Origin of the sequence: Actinobacillus succinogenes 130Z, assembly GCF_000017245.1 — a bacterium.
Classification (GTDB): domain Bacteria; phylum Pseudomonadota; class Gammaproteobacteria; order Enterobacterales; family Pasteurellaceae; genus Exercitatus; species Exercitatus succinogenes.
Map to the genome: position 1 here is coordinate 373,007 of NC_009655.1, position 25,482 is coordinate 398,488.

The 25,482-nt window shown below is 44.2% G+C and carries 24 protein-coding genes; 9 read left to right on the forward strand and 15 right to left on the reverse strand.

The window, feature by feature from the left end:
* Positions 1–14: 14 nt before the first annotated feature.
* From atpA to mnmG, 8 genes are all read right to left on the reverse strand, one after another.
* Positions 15–1,556 carry a F0F1 ATP synthase subunit alpha gene (gene atpA / locus ASUC_RS01725; protein WP_011978981.1) on the reverse strand — a complete coding sequence of 514 codons (1,542 nt, stop codon included), beginning with the start codon at positions 1,554–1,556 and terminating at the stop codon, positions 15–17.
* 15 nt (positions 1,557–1,571) lie between these two features.
* Positions 1,572–2,102, reverse strand: coding sequence for a F0F1 ATP synthase subunit delta (gene atpH / locus ASUC_RS01730; RefSeq protein WP_011978982.1), 531 nt, complete (start codon positions 2,100–2,102; stop codon positions 1,572–1,574).
* 13 nt (positions 2,103–2,115) lie between these two features.
* Positions 2,116–2,586: a F0F1 ATP synthase subunit B gene (atpF, locus tag ASUC_RS01735; RefSeq protein WP_011978983.1), complete on the reverse strand. Its 471-nt coding sequence runs from the start codon at positions 2,584–2,586 to the stop codon at positions 2,116–2,118.
* A gap of 67 nt (positions 2,587–2,653) precedes the next feature.
* Complete coding sequence (atpE, locus tag ASUC_RS01740) at positions 2,654–2,908, reverse strand: F0F1 ATP synthase subunit C (RefSeq protein WP_011978984.1); 255 nt, start codon at positions 2,906–2,908, stop codon at positions 2,654–2,656.
* 56 nt (positions 2,909–2,964) lie between these two features.
* Positions 2,965–3,750, reverse strand: coding sequence for a F0F1 ATP synthase subunit A (gene atpB, locus ASUC_RS01745; protein ID WP_011978985.1), 786 nt, complete (start codon positions 3,748–3,750; stop codon positions 2,965–2,967).
* Between the two features lie 14 nt (positions 3,751–3,764).
* The gene (locus tag ASUC_RS01750) at positions 3,765–4,148 is read right to left on the reverse strand and encodes an ATP synthase subunit I (RefSeq protein WP_011978986.1); all 384 of its coding nucleotides are present in this window, start codon (positions 4,146–4,148) and stop codon (positions 3,765–3,767) included.
* Positions 4,149–4,428: 280 nt separating this feature from the next.
* On the reverse strand, positions 4,429–5,064 hold the full coding sequence (gene rsmG / locus ASUC_RS01755) for a 16S rRNA (guanine(527)-N(7))-methyltransferase RsmG (RefSeq protein ID WP_011978987.1): 636 nt from the start codon (positions 5,062–5,064) through the stop codon (positions 4,429–4,431).
* Positions 5,054–6,943, reverse strand: coding sequence for a tRNA uridine-5-carboxymethylaminomethyl(34) synthesis enzyme MnmG (gene mnmG, locus ASUC_RS01760; protein WP_011978988.1), 1,890 nt, complete (start codon positions 6,941–6,943; stop codon positions 5,054–5,056). Before mnmG ends, rsmG begins: the two co-directional genes overlap by 11 nt.
* A gap of 525 nt (positions 6,944–7,468) precedes the next feature.
* Between mnmG and lptD the strand changes: the two genes are divergently transcribed.
* Entirely contained in the window at positions 7,469–9,832 is a 2,364-nt protein-coding gene (gene lptD / locus ASUC_RS01765; RefSeq protein WP_041834592.1) for an LPS assembly protein LptD, read from the forward strand.
* Positions 9,833–9,902: 70 nt separating this feature from the next.
* Here lptD and aroE read toward each other — a convergent pair whose 3' ends face one another.
* Genes aroE through ASUC_RS01780 form a run of 3 tightly spaced genes read right to left on the reverse strand, consistent with a single transcriptional unit; the run spans position 9,903 to position 11,811 of the window.
* Positions 9,903–10,712, reverse strand: a complete 810-nt coding sequence (gene aroE, locus ASUC_RS01770) for a shikimate dehydrogenase (RefSeq protein ID WP_011978990.1) — start codon at positions 10,710–10,712, stop codon at positions 9,903–9,905.
* Positions 10,713–10,714: 2 nt separating this feature from the next.
* Positions 10,715–11,266, reverse strand: a complete 552-nt coding sequence (locus tag ASUC_RS01775) for a Sua5/YciO/YrdC/YwlC family protein (protein ID WP_011978991.1) — start codon at positions 11,264–11,266, stop codon at positions 10,715–10,717.
* Positions 11,263–11,811, reverse strand: a complete 549-nt coding sequence (locus ASUC_RS01780) for a DNA topoisomerase family protein (protein WP_011978992.1) — start codon at positions 11,809–11,811, stop codon at positions 11,263–11,265. The genes ASUC_RS01775 and ASUC_RS01780 overlap by 4 nt, the downstream gene beginning before the upstream one ends.
* Positions 11,812–11,889: 78 nt before the next feature.
* On the opposite strand from ASUC_RS01780, the gene rmuC reads away from it, so the two are divergent.
* Entirely contained in the window at positions 11,890–13,359 is a 1,470-nt protein-coding gene (rmuC, locus tag ASUC_RS01785) for a DNA recombination protein RmuC (protein WP_011978993.1), read from the forward strand.
* Positions 13,360–13,505: 146 nt separating this feature from the next.
* Here rmuC and dtd read toward each other — a convergent pair whose 3' ends face one another.
* The 3 genes from dtd to ASUC_RS01800 are packed head-to-tail and all read right to left on the reverse strand — an operon-like array spanning position 13,506 to position 15,261.
* Complete coding sequence (gene dtd / locus ASUC_RS01790; protein WP_011978994.1) at positions 13,506–13,940, reverse strand: D-aminoacyl-tRNA deacylase; 435 nt, start codon at positions 13,938–13,940, stop codon at positions 13,506–13,508.
* Positions 13,937–14,800 (reverse strand): virulence factor BrkB family protein, encoded by an 864-nt coding sequence (locus ASUC_RS01795; protein ID WP_011978995.1) that lies wholly within the window; start codon positions 14,798–14,800, stop codon positions 13,937–13,939. The genes dtd and ASUC_RS01795 overlap by 4 nt, the downstream gene beginning before the upstream one ends.
* Positions 14,797–15,261, reverse strand: coding sequence for a YchJ family protein (locus ASUC_RS01800; protein ID WP_011978996.1), 465 nt, complete (start codon positions 15,259–15,261; stop codon positions 14,797–14,799). The genes ASUC_RS01795 and ASUC_RS01800 overlap by 4 nt, the downstream gene beginning before the upstream one ends.
* Positions 15,262–15,409: 148 nt before the next feature.
* On the opposite strand from ASUC_RS01800, the gene ASUC_RS01805 reads away from it, so the two are divergent.
* The 7 genes from ASUC_RS01805 to hslU all read left to right on the forward strand — a co-directional run bounded on the left by ASUC_RS01805 (position 15,410) and on the right by hslU (position 24,279).
* Complete coding sequence (locus tag ASUC_RS01805) at positions 15,410–16,912, forward strand: helicase HerA-like C-terminal domain-containing protein (RefSeq protein WP_011978997.1); 1,503 nt, start codon at positions 15,410–15,412, stop codon at positions 16,910–16,912.
* 62 nt (positions 16,913–16,974) lie between these two features.
* Positions 16,975–19,551, forward strand: a complete 2,577-nt coding sequence (gene mutS, locus ASUC_RS01810; protein ID WP_011978998.1) for a DNA mismatch repair protein MutS — start codon at positions 16,975–16,977, stop codon at positions 19,549–19,551.
* Positions 19,552–19,559: 8 nt separating this feature from the next.
* Entirely contained in the window at positions 19,560–19,868 is a 309-nt protein-coding gene (cyaY, locus tag ASUC_RS01815; protein WP_011978999.1) for an iron donor protein CyaY, read from the forward strand.
* Entirely contained in the window at positions 19,868–21,712 is a 1,845-nt protein-coding gene (recQ, locus tag ASUC_RS01820) for a DNA helicase RecQ (RefSeq protein WP_011979000.1), read from the forward strand. Before cyaY ends, recQ begins: the two co-directional genes overlap by 1 nt.
* A 134-nt stretch (positions 21,713–21,846) precedes the next feature.
* The gene (locus ASUC_RS01825) at positions 21,847–22,221 is read left to right on the forward strand and encodes a hypothetical protein (protein WP_011979001.1); all 375 of its coding nucleotides are present in this window, start codon (positions 21,847–21,849) and stop codon (positions 22,219–22,221) included.
* Positions 22,222–22,356: 135 nt separating this feature from the next.
* Positions 22,357–22,878 carry an ATP-dependent protease subunit HslV gene (hslV, locus tag ASUC_RS01830; protein WP_011979002.1) on the forward strand — a complete coding sequence of 174 codons (522 nt, stop codon included), beginning with the start codon at positions 22,357–22,359 and terminating at the stop codon, positions 22,876–22,878.
* Positions 22,879–22,953: 75 nt separating this feature from the next.
* A complete protein-coding gene (hslU, locus tag ASUC_RS01835) occupies positions 22,954–24,279 on the forward strand; it encodes an HslU--HslV peptidase ATPase subunit (RefSeq protein WP_011979003.1) in 1,326 nt (441 codons plus the stop codon).
* A gap of 181 nt (positions 24,280–24,460) precedes the next feature.
* Here the strand turns inward: hslU and hcr are convergent, their stop codons facing one another.
* A complete protein-coding gene (gene hcr / locus ASUC_RS01840) occupies positions 24,461–25,480 on the reverse strand; it encodes an NADH oxidoreductase (RefSeq protein ID WP_011979004.1) in 1,020 nt (339 codons plus the stop codon).
* Positions 25,481–25,482: the final 2 nt, after the last annotated feature.

Sequence of the window (25,482 nt, forward strand, 5' to 3'; positions counted from 1 at the left end):
TTTCTCCGAACCTATTACCAGGTATTATTTGCTTTGAAATTATTTAAAATACCTTCTAAGGTATTTTTAATTTCATCGTTGTAATCACCTGATTGAGTTAATTCACGCATAAACTCGGCATTAGTACGATTTGCATAATCTAAAAGTGTGGTCTCAAAATCAGCGATTTTGTTTAATTCCACATCATCTAAATAACCGAATTCAACGGCAAATAAAAGTACCGCCTGTTCTGCTACGCTTAACGGCGCATATTGTTTCTGCTTCAACATTTCAGTTACTTTTTCACCGTGTGATAACTGTTTGCGTGTTGCGTCGTCCAAATCAGAAGCGAATTGAGCGAAAGCCGCCAGCTCACGATATTGAGCAAGCGCGGTACGAATACCACCGGCTAATTTTTTCACGACTTTAGTTTGCGCCGCACCACCTACCCGGGATACCGAAATACCCGGATTTACCGCAGGACGCACGCCGGCATTGAATAAGTTCGATTCTAAGAAAATCTGACCGTCAGTGATAGATATCACGTTGGTCGGAACGAAAGCGGAAACGTCTCCGGCCTGAGTTTCAATAATAGGCAACGCAGTTAATGAACCTGTTTTGCCTTTTACTTCGCCTTTAGTAAAGTTTTCAACATATTCTTCATTTACACGCGCCGCCCGTTCCAATAGACGTGAGTGCAAATAGAATACGTCACCGGGGAATGCTTCTCGACCAGGCGGACGACGAAGTAATAATGAAATTTGACGATATGCAACCGCTTGTTTGGAAAGGTCATCATAAATGATTAACGCATCTTCACCGCGATCACGGAAATATTCACCCATTGCACAACCGGCATAAGGTGCCAAATATTGTAACGCAGCAGACTCGGATGCGGAAGCAACTACAATAATAGTATTCGCTAACGCGCCGTTTTCTTCCAATTTACGGACTACGTTAGCGATAGTTGAGGCTTTTTGACCAATCGCTACATAGATACATTTAATCCCGGAATCTTTTTGGTTAATAATGGTATCGATAGCTAATGCGGTTTTACCCGTTTGACGGTCACCGATAATTAATTCACGTTGACCACGGCCGATTGGTACCATGGAGTCAACCGCTTTATAACCGGTTTGTACGGGTTGATCAACAGATTTACGTTCGATAACGCCCGGCGCTATCACTTCAACCGGTGAAAATCCGTCATTTTTAATTTCGCCTTTACCGTCAATCGGCTGCCCCAAGGTATTCACTACACGACCCAGTAAACCGCGACCTACCGGTACTTCAAGAATACGACCGGTACATTGTACTTCCATACCTTCGGCGAGATCGATATAAGGTCCCATCACCACCGCACCGACCGAATCACGTTCTAAGTTCAGTGCCATAGCATAACGATTATCCGGTAATGCAATCATTTCCCCTTGCATTACTTCGCTTAATCCGTGAATGCGAATAATTCCATCGCTCACAGAAACGATTGTCCCGGTGTTGCGAGCTTCACTCACCACATCAAACTGGGCAATGCGTTTTTTTATCAATTCACTGATTTCAGTTGAATTTAGTTGCATTTTTTAATCCTCTTATCATTGCAATTCGTTTGCCAGACGGTTTAATTGTCCGCGGCTTGAACCGTCAATAACAAAATCGTCGGTACGAATGATAACCCCTGCAATCAGAGTATTATCTACACTGCAATTTAATTTAACTTTACGGGCAAGTCTTTTTTCCATTGCAGCGGCAATTTTATCTGTTTGCGTTGCATTTAATGGTTGAGCCGAAATAACTTGAACTTCAGCAATAGCATTATATTCTTCCATATAATGTCGGAATTCGTTAAATACCGCAGGAAGTACAGTTAAACGCTTATTTTCAGCCATTAACCGAATAAGATTTTGTCCCGATTTATCAAGATGTTCGCCACAAATGGAAATTACCGTATCCGCTACTTTTTCAGGGGATAAAGAACTTGTCAAAAACTGCTGAATCTGTTCGTCTTTTGCTACTTCTGCAATAAAAGCCAACATTTCATGCCATTTTTCCACCGCACTTTGTTCTACGGCAAAATCAAATGCCGCTTTGGCATAAGGGCGAGCTATCGTAGTTAATTCTGACATAAGCTCAACCTTCTTATAGTTCTGCAACTAATTTATCAATAATGTCATTGTTTGCCGCTTCATCTACGGTACGACCAACAATTTTTTCCGCACCGGCAATCGCCAGTGAAGCCACTTTGACACGAAGCTCTTCCTGAACGCGTTTACGCTCGGCTTCCACTTCCGCGTAACCCTGTTCAATAATTTTAGCTTTTAACGTTTCCGCTTCCGCCTTAACTTCATCTAATACTTCATTACGACGTTTATTGGCCGAATCAATTATTTCCTGAGCCTGAATTTTAGCTTTGGTAATTTCTTCTTCCGCTAACGTTTTCGTATCCGCTTGTTCTTTTCTTGCAGCTTCAGCCGATGCTAAGGCATTGGCGATAGAACTTTGACGTTCTTCAATCGCTTTAATAATAGGCGGCCAAACAAATTTTACGCAAAACCATGTAAATAATGCGAAAGCAATAAGCTGACCGATTAATGTTGCATTTAAATTCACAACACCCTCCTCTGTTAATATTGTCGATTACTCAAAAGAGTAAATTTAGTTCAAAAAAAATCGACAATTATTGTAATAAACTGATGAATGGGTTAGCGAAAATGAATAATAATGAAATACCTACAGCAATCATCGCAATAGCATCCAAAAGACCTGCAACGATAAACATTTTAGTTTGTAAACTTGAAGCAAGCTCAGGTTGACGAGCTGAAGATTCTAAGAATTTACCACCTAAAATAGCAAAGCCGATAGCCGTACCCAGTGCAGCGAAAGCAAGAAGAATTGATGCACCAATGATTGTAGCTGTAATTACAGATTCCATAATGTTCTCCGTTAAGTTAATGAATGCGCCCGAAAGGGCGCAGGTTTAGTTAAAAATTAATGTTCAGCCTTATTATAAGCAATACTTAAATACACCACAGTCAGCATCATAAAGATAAAAGCCTGTAACGTAATAATCAAAATATGGAAAATCGCCCAAGCAAGGTGTAAAGGAATACCTAATGCGGCAATAGCTGCATTGGCGGAATACATAACCGCAATAAGAATAAATATTAATTCCCCTGCATACATATTACCGAATAGACGGAATGCCAATGAAATAGGTTTAGCCAGTAAAGTAACGGTTTCCAAAATAAAGTTGACCGGAACAAGTGTCCAGTGATTAAAGGGATGGAGCGTATATTCTTTCACCAATCCGCCAAAACCTTTCGATTTCACGGTATAGAAAAGAATTAATGCAAACACGCATAAGGACATACCTAATGTTGCGCTGATGTCGGCAGTAGGTACCGCCCGAAGATAATGAATGCCGAATAAACCGGCCAGTTGAGGAAGAAAATCAACAGGAATTAAGTCGATGGCATTCATAATGAACACCCAACAGAAAATAGTCAATGCCAAAGGTGCTACAACATTACGCGGACCATGAAAATTTTCTTTCACAATACCGTTAATCCATTCCACCACTATTTCAACCATACATTGTAATTTTCCCGGTACGCCGGAAGTAGCTTTTTTAGCAACATTACGGAATACAAATAAGAAAATTAAAGCAGAAACGATAGAAAAGAACAGCGTGTCTAAATGTACTGCCCAAAAGCCTTCGCCTGACGATAAGAACGTTAGGTGGTGACCTATATATCCTGCGGTTGTTCCAGCCATAATATTATAGTCCTTTAATTTTTGACCTTTGAAAAAACAAAGGGAATAAGATTATTGAAAATCAACATCATTATGTAGCCGATAAAAAAGGCTAACACATTTAAATTCGTTATCAGTTTAAAACTCGCTGCAATCAATACAATCGTTGCCAGCCATTTCAAACCCTCACCACAATAAAGTGCGGTCATTTTTGACTGATTTTTAGGAGAATATCGAAAAAATAGCCAATACACAAACAAGCAGTATGGCAAAAAGCCGGATAATAATCCCGTTAAGAGTGAAAGTGTTGCATCAAAATTTGCAACCAACACTAATAACGTTACCAATAAAATGATTCCTGATTCTATCCATAACGCTTTGCGATAGTGCCGTTTTGCTTGATTAACAACGAAAGACATTGACTTTCCCTATCAACAAAAATGTTTTTTGATTATACGCCTTGAGACTCCAATTGCAATCTTTGCCTTACTCAAAATAGGTAAAACCAGACTGTTTTTAATTTTTGTTAAATATCATTCTATTATTCTGAAAAATCGTCAAAATTTTACCGAAAAATAACAACAAATAAATAGTTATTTTTCATAATTTATTGCAAAAAATTCAAATAAAAAAACATTAATGAATGAATGTTCATTCATTTTAATTATTTTTCGATCAGAAGCAAGAAAAAGTGCGTTTTTATTTAATCAGTATTAAATGACGCTTACCTTGCAATTCCGGCACATCTAACTTAATCACTTGCTGAATCGTAAATTTTTCATCTAATTGTTTTATTTCATCTTCGTTATATTGTCCTTTCAGAGCATAAAACAGACCGTTATTCACAGGCAAATGACTGCACCAGTCTGTCATATCTTTCAGACTGGCAAACGCGCGACTTAATACGCCGTCAAATTTATGATCGGGTATATATTCTTCTACTCGGCTGAGCACCGGTTCCACATTAGTGAGTTCTAACTCTCGTACTGCATTTCGAATAAAACTCATACGTTTACCAAGGCTGTCGAGCAATACGAATTTTTTATCCGGATTAATAATCGCCAACGGCAAACCGGGTAAACCCGGACCGGTTCCCACATCGATAAAACGCTCTCCTCGTAAATAAGGACTAACGACCAAACTATCCAGAATATGTTTTACCAGCATTTCCTGCGGATCACGCACGGAAGTCAAATTATAAGCCTTATTCCATTTATTCAGTAACAACACCAATTTAACTAATTGTTGCTTTTGCTGAGAACTCAGAGAAAGTGCGGTCGATTGGAGCAGTATTTCCAGTTTTTCGCGTAATATTTGTTCTAAATTATTCGCCACGTTTTAACATTCCCTGCTTTTTCAAATTTACCAGCAAAATAGAAATAGCTGCAGGCGTCACCCCCGAAATCCGGCCGGCCTGTCCGATAGAAACCGGACGATGCTGTTCTAGTTTAGCGCGTACTTCATTGGACAAACCGGCAACTAAAGAATAATCGAAACGTTCCGGAATGAGAGTATTTTCATGACGTTTCTGTTTTTCGATCTCTTCTTGCTGATGTTCGATATAACCTTGATATTTAATCGCAATTTCAACCTGTTCGGCAGCTTGTTTATCCTCAAGTGCGGGTGAAAATGCCGCTGTTTTTGTCAATTTTTCATAACTGACTTCCGGACGCCGTAATAAATCTTCGCCGCTGGCTTCACGAGTTAACGGAGCATTCAGCAAACCGTTAATATGGTTCAAATGTTCCGATTGCGGATGAATCCAGATCTGTTTTAAACGTTCGCGTTCTTTGGTTATATTGTCCATTTTTCGATTAAAGCGCGCCCAACGGGCTTCGTCAATTAACCCCAATTCATGAGCAATCGGTGTTAAACGGCTGTCCGCATTGTCTTCACGCAACAACAAACGGTATTCCGCACGAGAAGTAAATACACGATACGGTTCTTTCGTACCGAGAGTACATAAATCATCCACCAACACGCCCACATAAGCCTGATCGCGACGCGGAAACCAAGCGTCTTTTTCCCGGACGAATAATCCTGCATTAATACCTGCTAACAAGCCTTGTGCCGCCGCTTCTTCATAGCCTGTCGTGCCGTTAATCTGACCAGCAAAGAATAAACCGCCGATCGCTTTAGTTTCTAAAGTCGGTTTCAGATCGCGCGGATCAAAATAATCGTATTCGATGGCATAACCCGGTTTAACGATACGGGTATTTTCCAATCCCTTCATAGAATTGACTATTTTCATTTGCACATCAAACGGCAAACTGGTAGATATCCCGTTTGGATAAACTTCGTTACTGGTTAAACCTTCCGGTTCCAAATAGATTTGATGGGAAGTACGGTCGGCAAAACGCATGATTTTATCTTCGATAGACGGACAATAACGGGGTCCGATCCCTTCGATCACACCGGTATACATCGGACTACGATCCAGATTATTGCGGATCACATCATGTGTTTGTTCATTGGTGTGAGTAATGAAACAAGGAATTTGTCGCGGATGCTGATCAGTCGATCCCATAAAAGAGAAAACCGGTAATTCCGCATCTCCATATTGTTTAGCCAGAATATCAAAATTAATAGTGCGAGCGTCCAAACGCGGCGGAGTTCCGGTTTTCAAACGATCCACCCGCAAACCGAGATCCCGTAACCGGTGGGAAAGCGTCACCGATGCCGGATCACCCGCACGTCCGCCTTCATAATTGGTTAAACCGATATGAATCTTACCGGCTAGAAAAGTTCCTGCGGTCAAGATCACGGCTTTAGCCCGAAAGGTTAATCCCATTTTAGTGGAAACGCCGGCGGCGCGCTCCCGCTCTAATAAAATATCTGTCGCTTCCTGTTGAAAAATATCCAGATTAGGCTGATTTTCAAGCGCCTGACGTACGGCTTGACGGTACAAAACGCGATCCGCTTGAGCACGCGTTGCCCGTACGGCCGGACCTTTACTGGCATTTAAAGTACGAAATTGGATTCCCGCCCGGTCGGCTGCCGTCGCCATTAAACCGCCCATAGCATCGATTTCCTTGACTAAATGCCCTTTTCCGATACCGCCGATAGCCGGATTACAGGACATTTGGCCTAAAGTATCTACATTGTGAGTTAAAAGCAGAGTTTTCAACCCCATACGAGCCGGAGCGAGCGCAGCTTCGGTTCCTGCGTGACCGCCGCCGATTACGATCACATCATAATTTTCCGTATAAAACATAGTAACCTTATGTAATGAGTACGATCGCTTTCACCGATCCCTAGACTGAAATATAAAAAGTAACGCGCTATTCTACTGAAATTTATTCGGGCTTGAAAGTCACAATTAAGTATTAAGTGAGAGAAAAAACAGAAAAATGGGGGAGCTAATAAAATAAGATCTTAAATTTATATATAAAGATCTTATTATGACTATTATTAAGATCCCCTGATCCCTGTGTATAAACGGATCTTTTGCATAAAAATAAAGAAGTTAACCGAAAAAGGATCTTGTAAGAAATTTCGATCTTTACAGCAAAAATGCTGTGTATAAAATGGTGATTTATCCACAGATAGATTTATGTTTTATTTTATTAACGGGAAAAATACAGTTTTTTCATACTTTCTTATTAAGTTACTCACAACTTGATCTCAATAAAAAAAGATAATTGATCATAAACGTTCTCGCAAAAGTGCGGTCAAATTTCGTGGTAAATTTCAGTACATCAAGTATAATTGCTTCAATTTTATGTTTAACCGATTAGCTATGAAACATTCTTCTTATTCGTTTATTTCTCTTGCGATTTTGACCGCACTTTACAGTGGCGGTGCATGGGCGAATGCCGATAATTTACATCGTCGGTGTTTGTCGGGCGTGCCTCAGTTCACGGGGGAACCGGTTTCCGGCGATGCCAACGAACAACCCGTTTATATTGAGGCCGACAGTGCGGATATTATTAACCCTTCCCGCGCTACTTACAGTGGTGATGTAGATATTAAACAGGGAAACCGTCATTTACAGGCGCCGCAAGTGGTGGTGACGCAAAAGGGCGAAGGGGCGAACGCGTTACGTCATGCTTATGCTAACGGTGCTTTTAATTACCGGGACGAACTGATCCTATTGAAAGGTGAAAACGCCAGAATCAATCTGAATAATAATGATGCGGATATAACGAATTCCGATTACCAGTTTGTGGGCAGACAAGGACGCGGTACGGCGGAAAGCTCCGAAAATCGCGATGATTACCGTTTATTGAAAAACGCCACTTTCACTTCCTGCTTACCGGACGATAATTCATGGCAGATTGACGCTTCCGAAATAAAACAACATATTAAGGAAGAATATGCGGAAATGTGGCATGCGCGTTTTAAAGTTGGCGGCGTACCGGTTTTTTATACGCCTTATCTTCAGTTGCCTATCGGCGATCGTCGGCGATCAGGTTTATTGATCCCCAGTGCCGGTCATTCCAGTCGTGACGGCTATTGGTTTGCCCAACCCGTTTATTGGAATATCGCACCGAATTACGATATGACGATTACGCCTAAATATATGTCGCAACGCGGCTGGCAGTGGTTAGGCGAATTCCGTTATCTGAACGTTTTGGGGGAAGGGAAAATTTTCGGCGAATATTTAGGCGACGATCGTTATGATGATTACACCGGCGAAAACCGTTCCCGTCATTTATTTTATTGGAAACATGATGCCCGTTTATGGGATGATTGGCGGTTAAATATTGATTACACCAAAGTGAGCGATAAACGTTATTTTTCTGATTTTGATTCCGATTACGGAAATAGCACGGACGGTTATGCCACCCAGTCCGCCCGTTTATCTTATTATCAGCCGAACTGGAATTTAACCGTTTCGGCGAAACAATTCCAAATTTTTGATGAAGTGGATATTGGTCCGTATAAGGCATTACCGCAAATTGATTTCAATTATTATAAAAACGGACTGGCAAACGGCTGGCTGGATTTTAAATTATTTGCTCAGGCGGTACATTTCGATAACGACAGCAAATCAATGCCGACGGCATGGCGTTATCATGCGGAACCGAGTCTGAATATTCCGTTGGCGAATAAATACGGTAGCTTAAATATCGAAACCAAATTGTATGCCACCCATTATCAGCAAAAAGCGGGAACCGGTGTGGATGCGGATATTCAAAAATCCGTCAATCGTACCATTCCGCAAGTCAAGGTGGATTTACAGACGGTTTTGGCAAGCAATGAGACCTTTATTAAAGGTTATACGCAAACCCTTGAACCGCATGTGCAATATTTATATCGTCCCTATCGTAACCAAAGTAATATCGGTTCCAAACGTTATTCAGATTATCTCGGTTTAGGTTACGATTCCGCTTTATTACAACAGGATTATTTCTCATTATTCCGTGATCGGCGCTACAGCGGGTTGGATCGTATTGCTTCCGCCAATCAGTTCACCTTGGGCGGTACCAGTCGTTTTTATGACGAAAATGCCAATGAACGTTTTAATGTGTCTTTAGGGCAAATTATTTATCTCAATGATTCCCGTATTGATGAAAACAGCAATAACAGTACTACCGGACGTTCCTCTTCATGGGCGTTGGAAAGTAACTGGAAAATTAATAATCAATGGAACTGGCGCGGTAGTTATCAATACGATACCCGTTTGGATGCGGTGTCATTAATGAATACCAGTTTAGAATATAATCCCGAACGGAATAATCTGATTCAGTTAAATTATCGTTACGCCAGTAAGGAATATATCGACCAAAATCTGACATCCGGCGTTAACCGTTATAATCAGGATATTAAGCAATTGGGTAGTACGGTTGCCTGGGAAATTGCCGATAATTGGGCGGTAGTCGGACGTTATTATCACGACATCGCACTGAATAAAGCGGTGGAACAATATGCCGGCGTGCGTTACAACACTTGTTGTTGGTCTGCCGGTGTGGGTGTGCGCCGTTATTTGGTGCGCGAAAGCGATACGCGTAAATACAGTGACAGCAAAGATACGCTGTATGACAACAGCGTAAATTTCACGGTGGAATTACGCGGTTTAGGTCCGAACGATCACCACAGCGGTTTAGTGGATATGTTGGATAAAGGTATGCTGCCTTATGTGAAACCGTTTAATTTATAATAGTGAACGATATTTAAGATAAACAAAAAGTGCGGTCAAAAAATACAAAGTTTTTGACCGCACTTTTGTATTAAATCAAATCGTTTTCTAATAACGGTTTGATATCGGGCATTATTCCGCGCCATAAATAGAAAGAATGTGCCGCCTGTCCCACCAGCATACCGAATCCGTCATGAACATTTTGCACACCGAGGGCTTTTGCCCAAGCTACGAAAGGCGTATCTTTGCCTTTGTCATACTGCATATCGTAAACCGCTCCCGCCAAACGTAAAATTTCGGGTTCTATATCCACGGTTTTACCTTGCAAACCGAGGGATGTGGCGTTAATCACCAAATCGAATTTTTGTACGGGAATTTCGCTGAGTTTCATTGCTTGAATATTGCCGTAGGGTGCGAATTTATCCGCTAAATCCCGTGCTTTGGTTAAAGTGCGGTTGCAAAGCGTGATATTTTGCTGCGCCTGCAATAAAGGCAATAATACGCCTTTGGTGGCGCCGCCGGCACCGATAATCAACAGGGACTGTTTGGATTTCAGCCAGCCTAACCGTTCCAAATCGCTGACTAAGCCCGCGCCGTCGGTATTATCCGCATATAAACGCCCGTCCTGCAAGCGTTTCAAAGTATTGCAGGCTTCTGCGGTTAAAGCACGTTCGCTGTATTCGTCGGCTAAACTGTAAGCCCGTTCTTTAAAGGGAGCGGTAATATTACAGCCTTTGGCACCGTCGGCAAAAAAACGTAGGAGTTCGGTCTCGAATTTTTCCGGATCGCCTAAAATCGCTTTATATTCCATACATTGTTTTGTCTGTTCGGCAAAAATTTTGTGAATTTGCGGCGATTTGCTTTGTTTGATGGGATTCCCCCAAACCGCATAATTGTCCATATTTAACCTTCTCTAATTAGTTGATCTGTGAGTAAATTTCTAATTTCCGACGGTTTTTCCGCATGACCCACAGGATAATCCAGTACCGGAAAAAACTGACCGAATTGTGACCGCACTTCAGCCGCCGTTTTACAGGGCGGTAAACCGGATAAGTTGGCGCTGGTGGAAGTGAGTGCAAAACCCGTTAAACTGCAGAGTTCCGCCACGGCGGGATGATCGCTGATGCGAACGGCAATACTGTTAAAGCGTCCGGTAAGGAATTTCGGCGTACCGAATTTTACCGGCACAACCCAGGTGACGGGATGGGAATAATTTGCCGTTAAACGGCTAATTTGTCTGGAATTTAATCGTTCCGTATCAATAAACGGCAATAAATAAAGTAAATCGGGTGCGATAAGAATCAGCCCCTTATCTATCGGACGCTGTTTTAAATCGAGTAATTTTTTAACCGCACTTTCGCTCAACGGATTGCAGCCTAAACCGAATACCGCCTCGGTCGGGTAAGCAACCACTTGATTTTGTTTTAGTTTTTCGGCTATTTCAGTGAAATTCATAATTTGATGTCAAATTGATGTTTACAGCTTTTATTCAGGCAAATAAAAGTGCGGCGGGTTTCCGTTTGTTTTTTTAACATCACCGGCAAACTGCCGCATTGCGGGCAGTTTACGGCATAAGGTTTGCCGGCGACGGTATACTTGCAGACGGGAAAACGGTTACAGCCGTAAAAGGTTTTGCCCTGACGTCCGCGTCGCGCCACCAGTTCGCCTTTTTTACATTCGGGACAAGGCACGCTTTCTTCTGTCGCTTCTTCCTTGTCGTGCACTACGAAATGGCAATCGGGATAACCGCTGCAGCCGATAAACATGCCGAAACTTCCTTGTTTGAGCTGTAAAAATCGACCGCATTCGGGGCAGGTTTCATTCAGCTGTTTTAAGATTTTATTTTCACTGAAAGGCTGCAAAGGTTTAATATAATCACATTTCGGATAGCCCGAACAACCTAAAAACAGCGCTTTTTTGCTCTGACGAATTTGCAGCGGCGAACCGCATTGCGGGCAAAATTCCTGATGTTTGGTATGTTCGAAAAGTGCGGATGCCATTAATCTGTTCCCATTAAAAATACTCACTTGATTTTACCCGTTTTGGTTTATACTACAACCTAAAACGAAGGAATTTTTATGCAACAACTTCTCGAAAATCCTTATTTTCTGACCGCACTTTTACTGGGATTACTGTGTCTTATTTTACTGTTTATGTTGCTGCGGCGCAGCCGGGATGCGCAGGAATTACAACAGGATTTAACGAAAAATATTCAGGATTATAATCGATTGGCGGATAAATTCGATGCATTGGGCGCGTTGAAAAACCAGCAGGATTTAGCGGTGGCGCGCTTTCAAACCAGTAACGATTATCTGCATAATGAGATTGCCGAGCGGGATCGGGCATTGCAAACGGAGCGAGATGAATTGAGCAAAACGCGGGAAAAATTGACCGCACTTTCCCAGGAATTGACGGCATTTAAGATTACGCTGGCGGAAAAAGAGAAAAATTTTGCCGAACAACAGCAGAATTTCACCCAATCCAAGCAACAGCTTTCGGTGGAATTTCAAAATCTGGCAAACCGTATTCTGGAGGAAAAATCCCAATCTTTCAGCCAATCCAATCAAACCGCGTTGGACGCTTTGTTGAAACCGTTCCGCGAACAAATTGAGGGATTTCAGAAACGGGCGAATGAAATTCATTCGGAAAATGTGAAAGGCAATACGGCGCTGGAATCGGAGATTAAAAAAGTGCTCGATATCGGACTTTCCATGTCGCAGCAAGCGAACAATCTGACTTCCGCCTTGAAAGGCGAAAAGAAAACCCTCGGCAACTGGGGTGAGGTGCAGCTTGAACGGGCGCTGCAACTGGCCGGCTTGATGAAAGACGAACATTATCGTACTCAGGTTCATTTTAAAGACGAACAGGGTAAAAATAATTATCCGGATTTTGTGATTTATCTGCCCGATAACAAACATTTGATTATCGACAGCAAAATGTCGCTGGTGGCGTATGAAAGTGCGGTGAATTGCGAAGATGAATCGCAACGCGCACAATTTATGCGCGAACATGTGAAAGCGGTGCGCAATCACATTAACGATTTATCGCAAAAGGATTACAGCAATCTGATCGGTATGCGCAGTCCGAATTTCGTACTCATGTTTATTGCGGTGGAACCCGCTTATATCGAAGCCATGAAAACCGATACGGAGTTGTTTAATTTCGGTTATAACAAAAATGTGATTATGGTATCTCATACTACGCTAATGCCGATTTTGCGTACGGTGGCGAATTTATGGCGGATGGAACGGGGTAACGAAGAAGCCCGTGAAATCAGCGAACGTGCCGGTGAAATTTATAATCAGATTTGTCTGGTGGCGGAACGGCTGGCAAAACTCGGCGCCACGCTTTCCACCGTTAACACCCGTTATAACGAAACCGTAACGGCATTAGCGGGACAGCAAGGTCTGGTAGGTAAAGTGGAACGCTTTAAGGATTTATCGGCAAAAGCCAATAAAACCCTGCCGAAAGTAGAATTGCTGCACAACGATGTGGAAACGGATAAATTGTCAGTGGTTAAAGCTGTTGACGATAATTCCGAAGATTAATATTTTTATAGATTATCCGGAGCACAATGACAGGAAATATTTCAACCATCATGGACATAAAATAAGCTAAAAACCTTCGGTTTTTTAACCGCTCTTTTTACGTAATAGAAAAAGTGCGGTCGTTTTTTACCGAGTTTTTTATCTGTCTAGCTTTGCAACCAAAAAGTCACCGGACCGTCGTTGGTGAGGCTGACTTGCATGTTCGCAGCGAATTCGCCGGTTTCCACCTGAATTTTTTCGCGGCATTTTCGTATGAAATAACGGTAAAGTTCATCCGCTAAAGCGGGAGTGGCACCGTTGGAAAAACTCGGACGTAAACCCCGTCCGGTGTCCGCCACTAAAGTGAATTGGGAAACTACCAGCAATTCGCCTTGTGCTTGTCGCACGTTCAGATTCATTTTATCGTTTTCGTCGCCAAACACACGGTAATTCAGCACTTTTTCCGCCAGTTTGTTTGCACGGGCTTGGTTGTCTTCTTTTTCCACACCGAGCAGCACCAGCAATCCTTTGCCTATTTTTCCCGCGGTTTTACCGTCCACATCCACTTGCGCCCGTGTGACGCGTTGAATCAGTGCGATCATTTTTTATCCTTGTTATTTACTTGTTCAGAATGGATTTCATTATTTTGTTCAAGCTGTATTTCATCTAACACAGCCGCCAGTTGGGCGCCCAATAAAATAAACAACCAGCTTAACTGCAACCACAACAACATGAGCGGTAAGGTCGCCATGGCACCGTAGATTAATTGATAAGAGGGAAAAGTGGTGATATACCACATAAAGGCTTTTTTGCCTAAAGTGAAGAAAACGGCGGCAACCAAGGCACCGGCGGCGGCATGTTTAATGTTGATTTTTTTGTTCGGCACAATGGCGTAAATCAGCGTGAAACTCAGCCAGGTGAGAATAAAAGGCACAAAACCGAGCAGTTTGATGCCGAAAGGCAGATTCAATTCGCCGCGGAACAAACTTAAATTGGTGACATAGGTGCTGATGGCAATGCTGACGCCCATAATGATGGGACCGAGGGTCAAAATAGTCCAGTAAACCGCAAAAGAGAACAGCGTACCGCGTTTAGGCGTCCGCCAAATGCCGTTCAGAGAATTATCGATGGAATTGATCAGCATTAACGCCACCACAATTAGACTGATAATGCCCACCGCGCTCATTTTTTTCGAATTTTGTACGAATTGGTCGATATATTGTCCGACCACATCACTGGCGGAAGGGGCAAAATTGGTGAAAATAAATTCCTTTAATACGCCGGTGACATCATTAAAAATGGGAAAGGCGGAAAAAATGGAAAATATCACCATAATTAACGGCACGATGGCGAGCATGGTACTGTAGGTTAATGCGCCCGCTTCCAGCAAGAGTTTGTTTTGACCGAAACGTTGCAGAAAAATTTTGCCGAAAGAAGCGAAGGGGGTGAAAGCAGTCTTCATAAATAAGCTCCGCAGCAATGTTTGAATTTTTTGCCCGAACCGCATAAACAAGGGTGTTTTTGGTTGGGTAATTCCACGGTGGAATCTACAAAATACCAACGTCCGTCAATTTTTACAAACAGCGAATTTTCATTATGCGTCTGTTTCTCATCGTTCACCTTAAAAAAGGCGTTAAATTCCACTTTACTGTGAATTTTGGAAACTGCGGGTTGATGACGTACGATTTGCAAGCCCGTCCAAGATGTGTCGTTCGCCCAATCCTGCAACAGCGTTTTGTCTAATTGTGCCTGTTGGCCGGGCACGGTGGTTTGAATCACATAATCAATGTTTTTCAGCACATAAGCGCAATAGCGGGAGCGCATTAACTGTTCCGCCGTTTGCGGGCAGGTTTTAAACGAATGAAAGGGTTCGCAGCAATCGGCATAATCCAATCCCGACTGACAAGGACAAAGTGCGGTCATAATTTCTCCTTTTTTCTCCCGTTAGGATAGCATAAAATACAGTATGTTTTATGGATAAATGACGGTGTTATTTCGATAAAACCGATCACCCGAAGCGGTGATAAAAACATCGTTTTTTCCGACCGCACTTTAACCAAAAGGATAGTTTATGAATATTTACCACATCGCGCGCAATGCCCGGGGAGAAACCTTCGGTATTCATAAAAAAATGGCAAATCGTCACGGTTTGATTGCCGGTGCCACGGGAACGGGGAAAACCGTAACATTACGCAAATGTGCCGAAGCGTTCAGTGATGACGGCGTACCGGTGTTTTTGGTGGATGTGAAAGGCGATTTGTCGGGATTGAGCCAAAAAGGCGCATTACAGGGTAAAATTGCGGAACGGGTGGAAAAACTGGAATTGGGCGGCGAAGATTATTTGGACGCTTATCCCGTTTCTTTTTGGGATGTATTCGGCAATAGCGGTATTGCGTTGCGGACCACTGTTTCGGAAATGGGGCCGATGCTGCTCGCGCGTCTGCTTAATCTGAACGATACCCAGGAAGGTTTGTTGAATATACTGTTCCGAGTAGCGGATGATAAAGGTTTATTACTGATCGATTTGAAAGACTTGCGCGCCATGCTGAAATATTTAGCGGATAATGCCAAAGAATTTCAGTTGCAATACGGCAATATTTCCGCCGCCAGTGTGGGCGCAATTCAGCGCGCTTTATTAGCATTGGAAAATCAAGGTGCGGACAAATTATTCGGTGAACCGGCTCTGAACCTGGAAGATTGGCTGCAAACCCGCGACGGAAAAGGTGTGATTAATGTTTTAAATTCGGAAAAATTAATCAATTCGCCGAAAATGTACAGCGCATTTTTATTATGGTTGATGGCGGAATTGTTCGAACGTTTGCCTGAAGTGGGCGATCCGGATAAACCGAAATTCGTTATGTTCTTTGACGAAGCGCATCTGTTGTTCGACGGCGCGCCGGCGGTACTGGTGGAAAAAGTGGAACAGGTGGTGCGCCTGATTCGTTCCAAAGGCGTGGGCATTTATTTTGTCACGCAAAATCCGCTGGATTTGCCGGAAAGCGTGTTGGGACAACTGGGCAATCGTGTACAGCATGCTCTGCGCGCCTTTACGCCGCGCGATCAAAAAGCGGTAAAATCGGCGGCGGAAACTTTCCGTTCCAATAAAGATGTCAATGTGGTGGAAGCCATTACTACTTTGGGGGTGGGCGAAGCCTTGGTTTCTTTTCTGGATGAAAAAGGCATGCCGACGCCGGTGGAAATAGCCATGATTTATCCGCCGAAAAGCCGACTGACGCCGTTAACCGAAGAACAGCGTCAGGCTTGGGTGAAAAACGATGGGCTATATCCGCATTACAGCGCATACGTAGACAATATTTCGGCATTTGAAGTGTTACAGCAACAAGCGGATTTAGCCAAAGTGGCCGAACAACAGGCGAAACTGGCGCAGGAGGAAGAAGAAAACGGTATTTTAGGCAGTTTAAGCCGCATGATTTTCGGCACTAAAAAACGCGGAGAAAAACTCACGCCCACTGAACAAATCGTAAACGGCGTGGTGAAATCCGTGGGGCGTAATATGCGTAACCAAATTACCAAACAGATTATGCGCGGTATTCTGGGTGCGCTGAAAAAATAACGGCTAAACCGACCGCGCTTTTTGTTATAATCCGCCCCTTATATTAAAGAAAAGAGACTATTATGCCGAATTTTGACGCTCATACGCCGATGATGAAACAATATCTGACCATCAAAGCGGAGAATCCCGATATTTTGTTGTTTTATCGTATGGGCGATTTTTACGAAATGTTTTATGACGACGCTAAAAAAGCGGCGGCGTTGTTGGATATTTCACTGACTAAACGCGGGCAATCCGCGGGGCGGCCTATTCCTATGGCGGGTGTGCCTTATCATGCGGTGGAAGGTTATCTGGCGAAACTGGTGCAACTGGGGGAATCCGTCGCTATTTGTGAACAGATTGGCGATCCCGCCGCCAGTAAAGGGCCGGTGGAACGTAAAATCGTGCGAATTGTCACGCCGGGTACCGTCAGCGACGAAAATCTATTGCCGGAACGGCAGGATAACCTGTTGGTGGCGGTGTATCAGGAAAAAGACCGTTTCGGTTTGGCGTCGCTGGATATGTCTTCCGGACGGTTTCAGATTGCGGAAGCGGAAAATGCGGAAACACTGCACGCAGAATTACAACGTTTACAGCCGGCGGAATTGCTTTATAGCGAAGATTTTAGCGAAATGGCAATTATCGAACAGACAAAAGGTTTGCGCCGTCGCCCTATTTGGGAATTCGAATTGGGTACCGCCGTGCAGTTGCTGAACCGCCAGTTCGGTACCAAAGATTTAAAAGCTTTCGGCGTAGAAAAAGCCGTTTTAGGTCTATGCGCGGCGGGTTGTCTGTTTCAATATGCCAAAGAAACCCAACGCACCGCATTGCCGCATATTAAAAGCATCAGTTTGGTACAAAATAGCGATACGGTGCAGTTGGACGCCGCCACCCGCCGCAATCTGGAATTAACTCGGAATTTGAGCGGCGGCACGGAAAATACGCTGGCATCGGTGCTGGATAAATGTGTCACGCCGATGGGCAGTCGCTTGCTAAAACGCTGGATCCATCAACCTATTCGTAAAATCCAAAAATTACGGCAACGGCAACAAACCATCGCCGCTATTTTGCAGGATGATTTAATCGATGAGCTGCAACCGCTGTTACGGCAAGTGGGCGATATGGAACGGATTTTAGCGCGGGTGGCCTTGCGAACGGCGCGTCCGCGCGATTTAACCCGCCTGAGAACGGCGTTGGAACAGCTTCCGCAATTGCAGCAAATAATCAAAACTTTGCAAAATCTGACCGCACTATCCCAACCGATGGGAGAATTTGCCGAACTTTGCGATTTATTACAGCGAGCCATTATTGATTCGCCTCCGTTGCTGATTCGGGACGGCGGCGTAATTGCACCGGGTTATCATGCGGAACTGGACGAATGGCGTTCGCTGGCGGACGGTGCTACTCAATATTTGGCAGATCTGGAACGGCGCGAACGGGAAAGTACGGGTATTGACACCCTAAAAATAGGGTATAATGCGGTACACGGTTATTATATTCAAATCAGTCAGGGACAGGCACATAACGCGCCGATGCATTACGTGCGCCGGCAAACCCTGAAAAATGCCGAACGTTACATTATCCCCGAACTGAAAACCTATGAAGATAAAGTGCTGAAAGCCAAAGGTGCCGCTTTAGCATTAGAGAAACAGCTTTATGAGGAGATTTTTGACCAACTGCTTCCTCATTTGGCCGCCCTGCAGTTATCCAGTATGACCTTGGCGGAACTGGATGTGCTGACTAATCTGGCGGAACGGGCGGAAACCCTGAATTACGTTTGTCCCGAATTCAGCCCGGAAATCGGCGTGGAAATTCAAAACGGCCGTCATCCGGTGGTGGAACAGGTATTGAAAGAACCGTTTATCGCCAACCCGGTCTGTCTTAATCCGCAACGCCGTTTATTGGTGATTACCGGTCCGAATATGGGCGGGAAAAGTACTTATATGCGTCAAACGGCATTGATTACGTTAATGGCGTATATGGGCGGTTTCGTTCCGGCGGAACGAGCGGTGATCGGACCGATCGACCGCATATTTACTCGTATCGGTGCCAGTGACGATTTGGCGTCCGGTCGTTCCACGTTTATGGTGGAAATGACGGAAATGGCGAATATTCTGCATCAGGCCACTGCTGACAGTTTGGTGCTGATTGACGAAATCGGACGAGGGACCTCCACATACGACGGTTTGTCGCTGGCTTGGGCGTGTGCGGAATGGCTGGCGAAGAAATTGCGTTCGCTCACACTGTTCGCCACCCATTATTTTGAGTTAACCGTGTTGCCCGAACAGTTTGCCGGTACGGCAAACGTGCATTTGGATGCGCTGGAACATGACAACACTATCGCTTTTATGCATGCGGTGCAGGACGGCGCGGCGAGTAAAAGTTACGGTTTAGCCGTGGCGGCGTTAGCGGGCGTGCCGCAGCAAGTGATTAAACTGGCGAAACAAAAACTGGCGCAATTGGAAAAATTGTCGGCGCAAAGTGCGGATCAAAAACTACAGGATTTAAGAACTCTTCATCAAATGCAGGGCGAACTGGCATTGATGGAAGAAGACGACGGCAAAAATGCGGCGCTTGAAATGCTGGAAAAGCTCGACCCTGACGAACTCAGCCCGAAACAGGCGCTGGCTTATTTGTATCAATTAAAAACGTTACTTTAGGATAAACAATGAACGTAGCTGAATTTCACCAAAATATCGATCAACTCTGGGATAGCATTGAAGAACAACTGGAAGCCCAGGATGCGGATGCGGACTGTGACCGTCAAGGTTCCGTATTTACCATTACCTTCGATGATCGCAGCCAAATCGTGGTGAATAAACAGGAACCGCTGCTCGAACTATGGCTGGCAAGCCGTTTGGGCGGACTGCATTTTGCCTGGAAAAATAACGATTGGGTAAACGGGCAGGGAGTGCGTTTTTGGGATGCCTTAACGGAAGCTTGCCAGGCTCACGGCGAACAGGTGAGTTTCATTTAATGGATAAAACAGCTGAAATTTCCACCGCACTTCAGAAACTGAAAGAGGTTTTCGGTTATCAGGCGTTCCGTCTGGGGCAGGAAGAAGCGATTAACGCAGCGTTACAAGGACAAGACAGCTTGGTAGTGATGGCGACGGGAAACGGCAAATCTCTGTGTTATCAACTGCCGGCTCTGTGTTTTCCGGGATTAACGCTGGTGATCTCGCCGCTGATTTCGTTAATGAAAGATCAGGTGGATCAACTGCTGGCGAACGGTATCGAAGCGGATTATCTGAATTCCACTCAAACCTTCGAGCAGCAGCAACAGGTGCAAAATAAAGCGATTTCCGGACAACTGAAATTGCTTTATCTTTCTCCTGAAAAGGTGATGACCAATAGTTTTTTTTCGTTTATTTCCCTCTGCCAGGTGAGCTTTATCGCCATTGACGAAGCTCACTGTATTTCCCAATGGGGACATGATTTTCGTCCCGAATATACCCAACTGGGCGGTTTAAAAGCCAGTTTTCCCGATGCGCCGATTATGGCGTTAACCGCCACCGCCGACAGCACTACCCGGCAGGATATTCTGCAAAATCTCCGTTTAAACCGACCGCACTTGTATGTAGGCAGTTTTGATCGTCCTAATATCCGTTATACGCTGGTGGAAAAGTTCAAACCCGTGGAACAGTTATGCAATTTTGTGGTGGCGCAGAAAGGAAAAAGCGGCATTGTCTACTGTAACAGTCGCAATAAATCGGAAAAAGTGACCGAAGCCTTGAAAAAACGTGGCGTTTCTGCGGAGTTTTACCATGCGGGTATGGACGTTACGGAACGGGAACGGGTGCAACGCGCTTTTCAACACGACAATATTCAAGTGGTAGTGGCAACTATCGCGTTCGGCATGGGGATTAATAAATCCAATGTGCGTTTTGTAGCGCATTTCGATTTATCCCGTAGCATTGAGGCCTATTATCAGGAAACCGGGCGCGCGGGGCGTGACGATTTGCCGGCGGAAGCCGTGTTGTTTTACGAACCTTCGGATTACGGCTGGTTACATAAAATTTTAATGGAAGAACCGGAATCGCCGCAACGCGATATCAAACTGCACAAGCTGGAAGCCATCGGTGAGTTTGCCGAAAGCCAGACTTGCCGTCGTTTAGTCTTGTTGAATTATTTCGGCGAAAATAGGCAAAAACCCTGCGGAAATTGCGACATTTGTCTTGATCCGCCGAAAAAATATGACGGTTTGCTGGATGCTCAGAAAATCTTGTCCGCCATTTACCGCACCGGCCAGCGTTTCGGCGTACAGTATGTTATCGGTGTATTGCGAGGACTGAATAATCAGAAAATCCGGGATCACCGGCACGATACCCTCAGTGTATACGGAATCGGCAAGGATAAAAGCAAAGAATACTGGCAATCAGTGATCCGCCAGCTGATTCATTTGGGTTTTATCCGTCAAGTGATGAACGAAGTGGGCGTAATGCTGCATTTAACCGAAAGCGCCCGCGCGGTGTTGCGCGGTGAAATAAAACTGGAACTGGCGACACCGCGCTTATCCGCTATTGCGACGGTTGCTTCACCGCAACGCAGCGCCGTCACTAATTATGATAAAGATTTATTTGCCCGTTTACGCTTTTTACGCAAAAAAATTGCTGAACGGGAAAATATTCCGCCCTATATTGTGTTTAGTGACGCCACATTGCAGGAAATGTCGCTTTATCTGCCTACCAGCAAAGCGGAAATGTTACAAATTAACGGTGTGGGCGCTATAAAATGGGATCGCTTCGCACAACCTTTTATGGCGATTATCAAAGAACATAAAGCTTTGTTTGAACGGTCGCGACAGTCTCTTTCCCAGTAAAAGTGCGGTCGAAAAAAGTAATGTTTTTTCTGAAACAAAACCGCATTTTTGTTTCATTTTCCTGAATTTTCAGGAACTTTCCTTCTCGGTCTTTACGCAAAGACAGCGTTAAATAATCAATAAAAGGACGTTTTATGAAATTCAATGCAAAAGCGGCATTAATCGCAATCTTTGCCGGTTTTTTTTCGGCGACTGTTTTCGCCGCGCACATTCCGCGCGATATTTATGTACCATATGATGCGGACATTGTTAAAGCCGATCGCAAAGGAGACGGTGAATTCGAAGCGGAATTTCGTCTGGATTCCCGTGATGTGAGTGTGCCGGAATTGGCGCGGGAAGTGATTCGTCATGCGCGTGCCCGCGGTTTTCATCTGGAAGAGAAAGATATCGAACATGATGATGCGGATTTAAAATTCGAACGCGGAGACGAAGAACTGGATGTGTCCATCGAATTAAAAGATCATCATCGCATCGAATATAAAGCGGATCTGGATTTAGACAGAAACTAATCCGCCGGACCGCTTTATCCGTTAAAAAAGAAATCTGCCCGAATAAAATTTAGGCGGATTTTTTCTTTTTCGCCTTGAAAAAAGGCTTTTCGTTCCCCATTTAACCAACAAGTTTCCATAAAAAAGGACAGAATAATGACAACTATCGTATGTGTACGAAAAGACGGTAAAGTCGCTATCGGCGGTGACGGACAGGCGACATTAGGCAACAGTGTGGAAAAAGGCACGGTGCGTAAAGTCCGTCGAACCTATAAAGGAAAGGTGGTAACCGGGTTTGCCGGTTCGACGGCGGACGCGTTCATTTTGCTTGAATTGTTTGAGAAAAAACTGGAATTACACCAAGGACATTTGGTGAAGAGCGCGGTGGAATTAGCTAAAGAATGGCGTACCGAACGTTCTCTGCGTCGCTTGGAAGCTATGATGATTGTCGCGGACGAAACGGATTTTCTATTAATTTCGGGCAGTGGTGATGTGATTGAACCGGAATTCGATGTGTTAGCCATCGGTTCCGGCGGTAATTATGCGAAATCTGCGGCATTGGCGTTATTACGTACCGAAAATAATTTAACAGCCGTTGAAATAGTAAAAGAAGCCTTAACCGTTGCGGGCGATATTGATATTTATACCAATCACAATCATATTATCGAAGAAATTTAATTTTATCGGCACGAACATCTATTCGTGCCTTTCAGTTATTAAGATGCGGCGCATCACACAAGAAAGGAATAAATTATGTCAACTATGACGCCAAGAGAAATCGTGTCTGAATTAGATGCTTACATTATCGGTCAAAGCGAAGCGAAACGCGCGGTAGCCATTGCGTTGCGTAACCGCTGGCGCCGTATGCAGTTACCGGAAGAATTACGTCAGGAAGTCACGCCGAAAAATATTTTGATGATCGGTCCGACCGGTGTGGGAAAAACGGAAATTGCCCGCCGTTTGGCGAAATTAGCCAATGCACCCTTTGTGAAAGTGGAAGCCACTAAATTCACCGAAGTAGGTTATGTCGGGAAAGAAGTGGATACCATTATTCGTGATTTGACGGATATGGCGGTAAAGCAGATTCGTAAAATCGAGGTGGAAAAAAACCGTATGAAAGCGCAGGATGCGGCGGAAGAACGTATTTTGGATATTTTGTTGCCGCGCGCAAAAAACAAATGGGGCGAAACCGAATATGAGAAAGATTCCGCCACCCGTCAGGTGTTCCGCAAAAAATTGCGCGAAGGCGCGTTAGACGACAGCGAAATCGAAGTGGATATTTCGTCGCAAATGAATGTGGAAATTATGACGCCGCCGGGAATGGAGGAAATGACGTCGCAACTTCAGTCGCTTTTCGAAGGTTTATCACCGAGTCATTCGAAAAAAAGACGTATGAAAGTAAAAGATGCGATGAAAGTGCTGATTGATGACGAAGCGGCAAAACTGGTTAACAATGAAGATTTAAAACAAAAAGCTATTGAATCGGTGGAACAAAACGGTATCGTGTTTATCGATGAAATCGATAAAATCTGTAAACAATCCGATCGCGGCGGCGCCGACGTTTCCCGTGAAGGCGTACAGCGGGATTTACTGCCGATTATTGAAGGCTCGACGGTGAATACTAAACACGGTATGGTAAAGACCGACCATATTTTGTTCATTTGTTCCGGTGCGTTTCAGGTTGCCCGCCCGTCGGATTTGTTGCCGGAATTGCAAGGGCGTTTGCCTATTCGGGTGGAGCTGAAATCATTAACCAAAGAAGATTTCGAACGTATTTTAACCGAACCGAGTGCGTCATTGACCTTACAATATAAAGAGTTAATGAAAACCGAAGGCGTAACGGTAGAATTCACCCCTGACGGTATCAGTAAAATTGCCGAGGCGGCGTTCCATGTGAACGAAAAAACCGAAAATATCGGTGCCCGCCGCTTGCATACCGTACTTGAACGCTTAATGGACGGCATTTCTTTTGATGCCAGCGAACGTTCCGGTGAAAGCGTCGTAATTGATGAAAAATACGTATCGGAGGTGTTAAATGATGTGGTGGATAACGAAGATTTAAGCCGTTTCATTTTATAAAATCCGACCGGAAACGACCGCACTTCAGCACAAAAGTGCGGTCGTTTTTTGTGCATAAAATAACGGCGCAGCAGACAAATCGCGGGAAAAGCAACTTTTGTTGGCTATGCCGTTTATTGCTGATAGCGTTAAAACTCGGTAAAAACCGACCGCACTTTTTAATCCCTTATTTTGAAAGGGATTAAAGCTCGACAGTCACATTTTCTTTTACGCGACAGCTGCAAGCCAGTACGTAGCCTTGGGCGATTTCTTGTTCCGTTAAGTCACCGGTGGAAACCGTTTCGTATTCACCGCCTGTGATTTTGGTTTTACATAAACCGCATAAACCGGTACGACAACCCGAAACCACCGGTTGTTCCTGCGCTTCCAGTGCGGCAAGCAATGTCATACCGACCGGTACTTCCGTTTTGATTGGCTTGGCGCCGTTTACGGTTAACGTAGTTTTCTTGTCGGAACTGATGTCGTCGGCAAGTGCGGTATTGAAGAAGGCTTCGGTAAAAAAACGTTGTTCCGAACCGCCAAGCGCCAGAAACATGGATTTTAACGCATTCATATAAGTCTGCGGACCGCAAGTCATAACCGTGTAATCCGTAATATTCGGCACCGCTTTCGCCAACATTTGTTTACTGATTCGACCATGTTCAAATCCGTCCGTGGCGTCCACCGAGGCGTTAAACACCAAGTTTAAACCCGGATTATCGGCTTTTAGTTGCGCCCATTCGGATTTAAAAATCACACCTTCGGGCGAATGCACGCTGTGAATGACGGTTATATTGGCTTCCGGACGGTTTTTCAGTAACCAGCGTGTCATTGACATTATCGGCGTGATGCCGCTGCCTGCGCCCGCCAATAAATAGTTATCGGCAATGATTTTTTGGCAGGAAAAGTCGCCCATCGGGTTTGAAAACCAGACTTGATCGCCTACTTTCACTTCATTGTTTAACCAGCTAGAACCTATACCGCCGTCGATTTCACGCACGGTGATCGACACAAAACGGCTTTCTCCCGGAGTGGAAGACAATGAATAGGCACGGGTGATATGCGGTGTGTTTCGAATACTGACTAAGGCGTATTGTCCCGCTTCATAAGGGTAGAAGTCCTGCGCGATAAAATTAATCGTTTTAACCTTTGGCGCTTCCTGTACGATTGAATAGACCTGTAATTCGTTAATACATAACGGATTTTTATTTGTTTTAGCCATTT

Coding starts and splice junctions, on each gene's coding strand:
- hslU (WP_011979003.1), top strand. CDS start 22,954: ATGTCAACTATGACGCCAAGAGAAATCGTGTCTGAATTAGATGCTTAC.
- mnmG (WP_011978988.1), bottom strand. CDS start 6,943: ATGTTTTATACGGAAAATTATGATGTGATCGTAATCGGCGGCGGTCAC.
- ASUC_RS01780 (WP_011978992.1), bottom strand. CDS start 11,811: ATGGCATCCGCACTTTTCGAACATACCAAACATCAGGAATTTTGCCCG.
- ASUC_RS01805 (WP_011978997.1), top strand. CDS start 15,410: ATGAATATTTACCACATCGCGCGCAATGCCCGGGGAGAAACCTTCGGT.
- atpH (WP_011978982.1), bottom strand. CDS start 2,102: ATGTCAGAATTAACTACGATAGCTCGCCCTTATGCCAAAGCGGCATTT.
- ASUC_RS01825 (WP_011979001.1), top strand. CDS start 21,847: ATGAAATTCAATGCAAAAGCGGCATTAATCGCAATCTTTGCCGGTTTT.
- ASUC_RS01750 (WP_011978986.1), bottom strand. CDS start 4,148: ATGTCTTTCGTTGTTAATCAAGCAAAACGGCACTATCGCAAAGCGTTA.
- aroE (WP_011978990.1), bottom strand. CDS start 10,712: ATGGACAATTATGCGGTTTGGGGGAATCCCATCAAACAAAGCAAATCG.
- dtd (WP_011978994.1), bottom strand. CDS start 13,940: ATGATCGCACTGATTCAACGCGTCACACGGGCGCAAGTGGATGTGGAC.
- hcr (WP_011979004.1), bottom strand. CDS start 25,480: ATGGCTAAAACAAATAAAAATCCGTTATGTATTAACGAATTACAGGTC.
- hslV (WP_011979002.1), top strand. CDS start 22,357: ATGACAACTATCGTATGTGTACGAAAAGACGGTAAAGTCGCTATCGGC.
- ASUC_RS01775 (WP_011978991.1), bottom strand. CDS start 11,266: ATGAATTTCACTGAAATAGCCGAAAAACTAAAACAAAATCAAGTGGTT.
- rmuC (WP_011978993.1), top strand. CDS start 11,890: ATGCAACAACTTCTCGAAAATCCTTATTTTCTGACCGCACTTTTACTG.
- lptD (WP_041834592.1), top strand. CDS start 7,469: ATGAAACATTCTTCTTATTCGTTTATTTCTCTTGCGATTTTGACCGCA.
- ASUC_RS01800 (WP_011978996.1), bottom strand. CDS start 15,261: ATGACCGCACTTTGTCCTTGTCAGTCGGGATTGGATTATGCCGATTGC.
- ASUC_RS01795 (WP_011978995.1), bottom strand. CDS start 14,800: ATGAAGACTGCTTTCACCCCCTTCGCTTCTTTCGGCAAAATTTTTCTG.
- recQ (WP_011979000.1), top strand. CDS start 19,868: ATGGATAAAACAGCTGAAATTTCCACCGCACTTCAGAAACTGAAAGAG.
- atpB (WP_011978985.1), bottom strand. CDS start 3,750: ATGGCTGGAACAACCGCAGGATATATAGGTCACCACCTAACGTTCTTA.
- cyaY (WP_011978999.1), top strand. CDS start 19,560: ATGAACGTAGCTGAATTTCACCAAAATATCGATCAACTCTGGGATAGC.
- mutS (WP_011978998.1), top strand. CDS start 16,975: ATGCCGAATTTTGACGCTCATACGCCGATGATGAAACAATATCTGACC.
- atpE (WP_011978984.1), bottom strand. CDS start 2,908: ATGGAATCTGTAATTACAGCTACAATCATTGGTGCATCAATTCTTCTT.
- atpA (WP_011978981.1), bottom strand. CDS start 1,556: ATGCAACTAAATTCAACTGAAATCAGTGAATTGATAAAAAAACGCATT.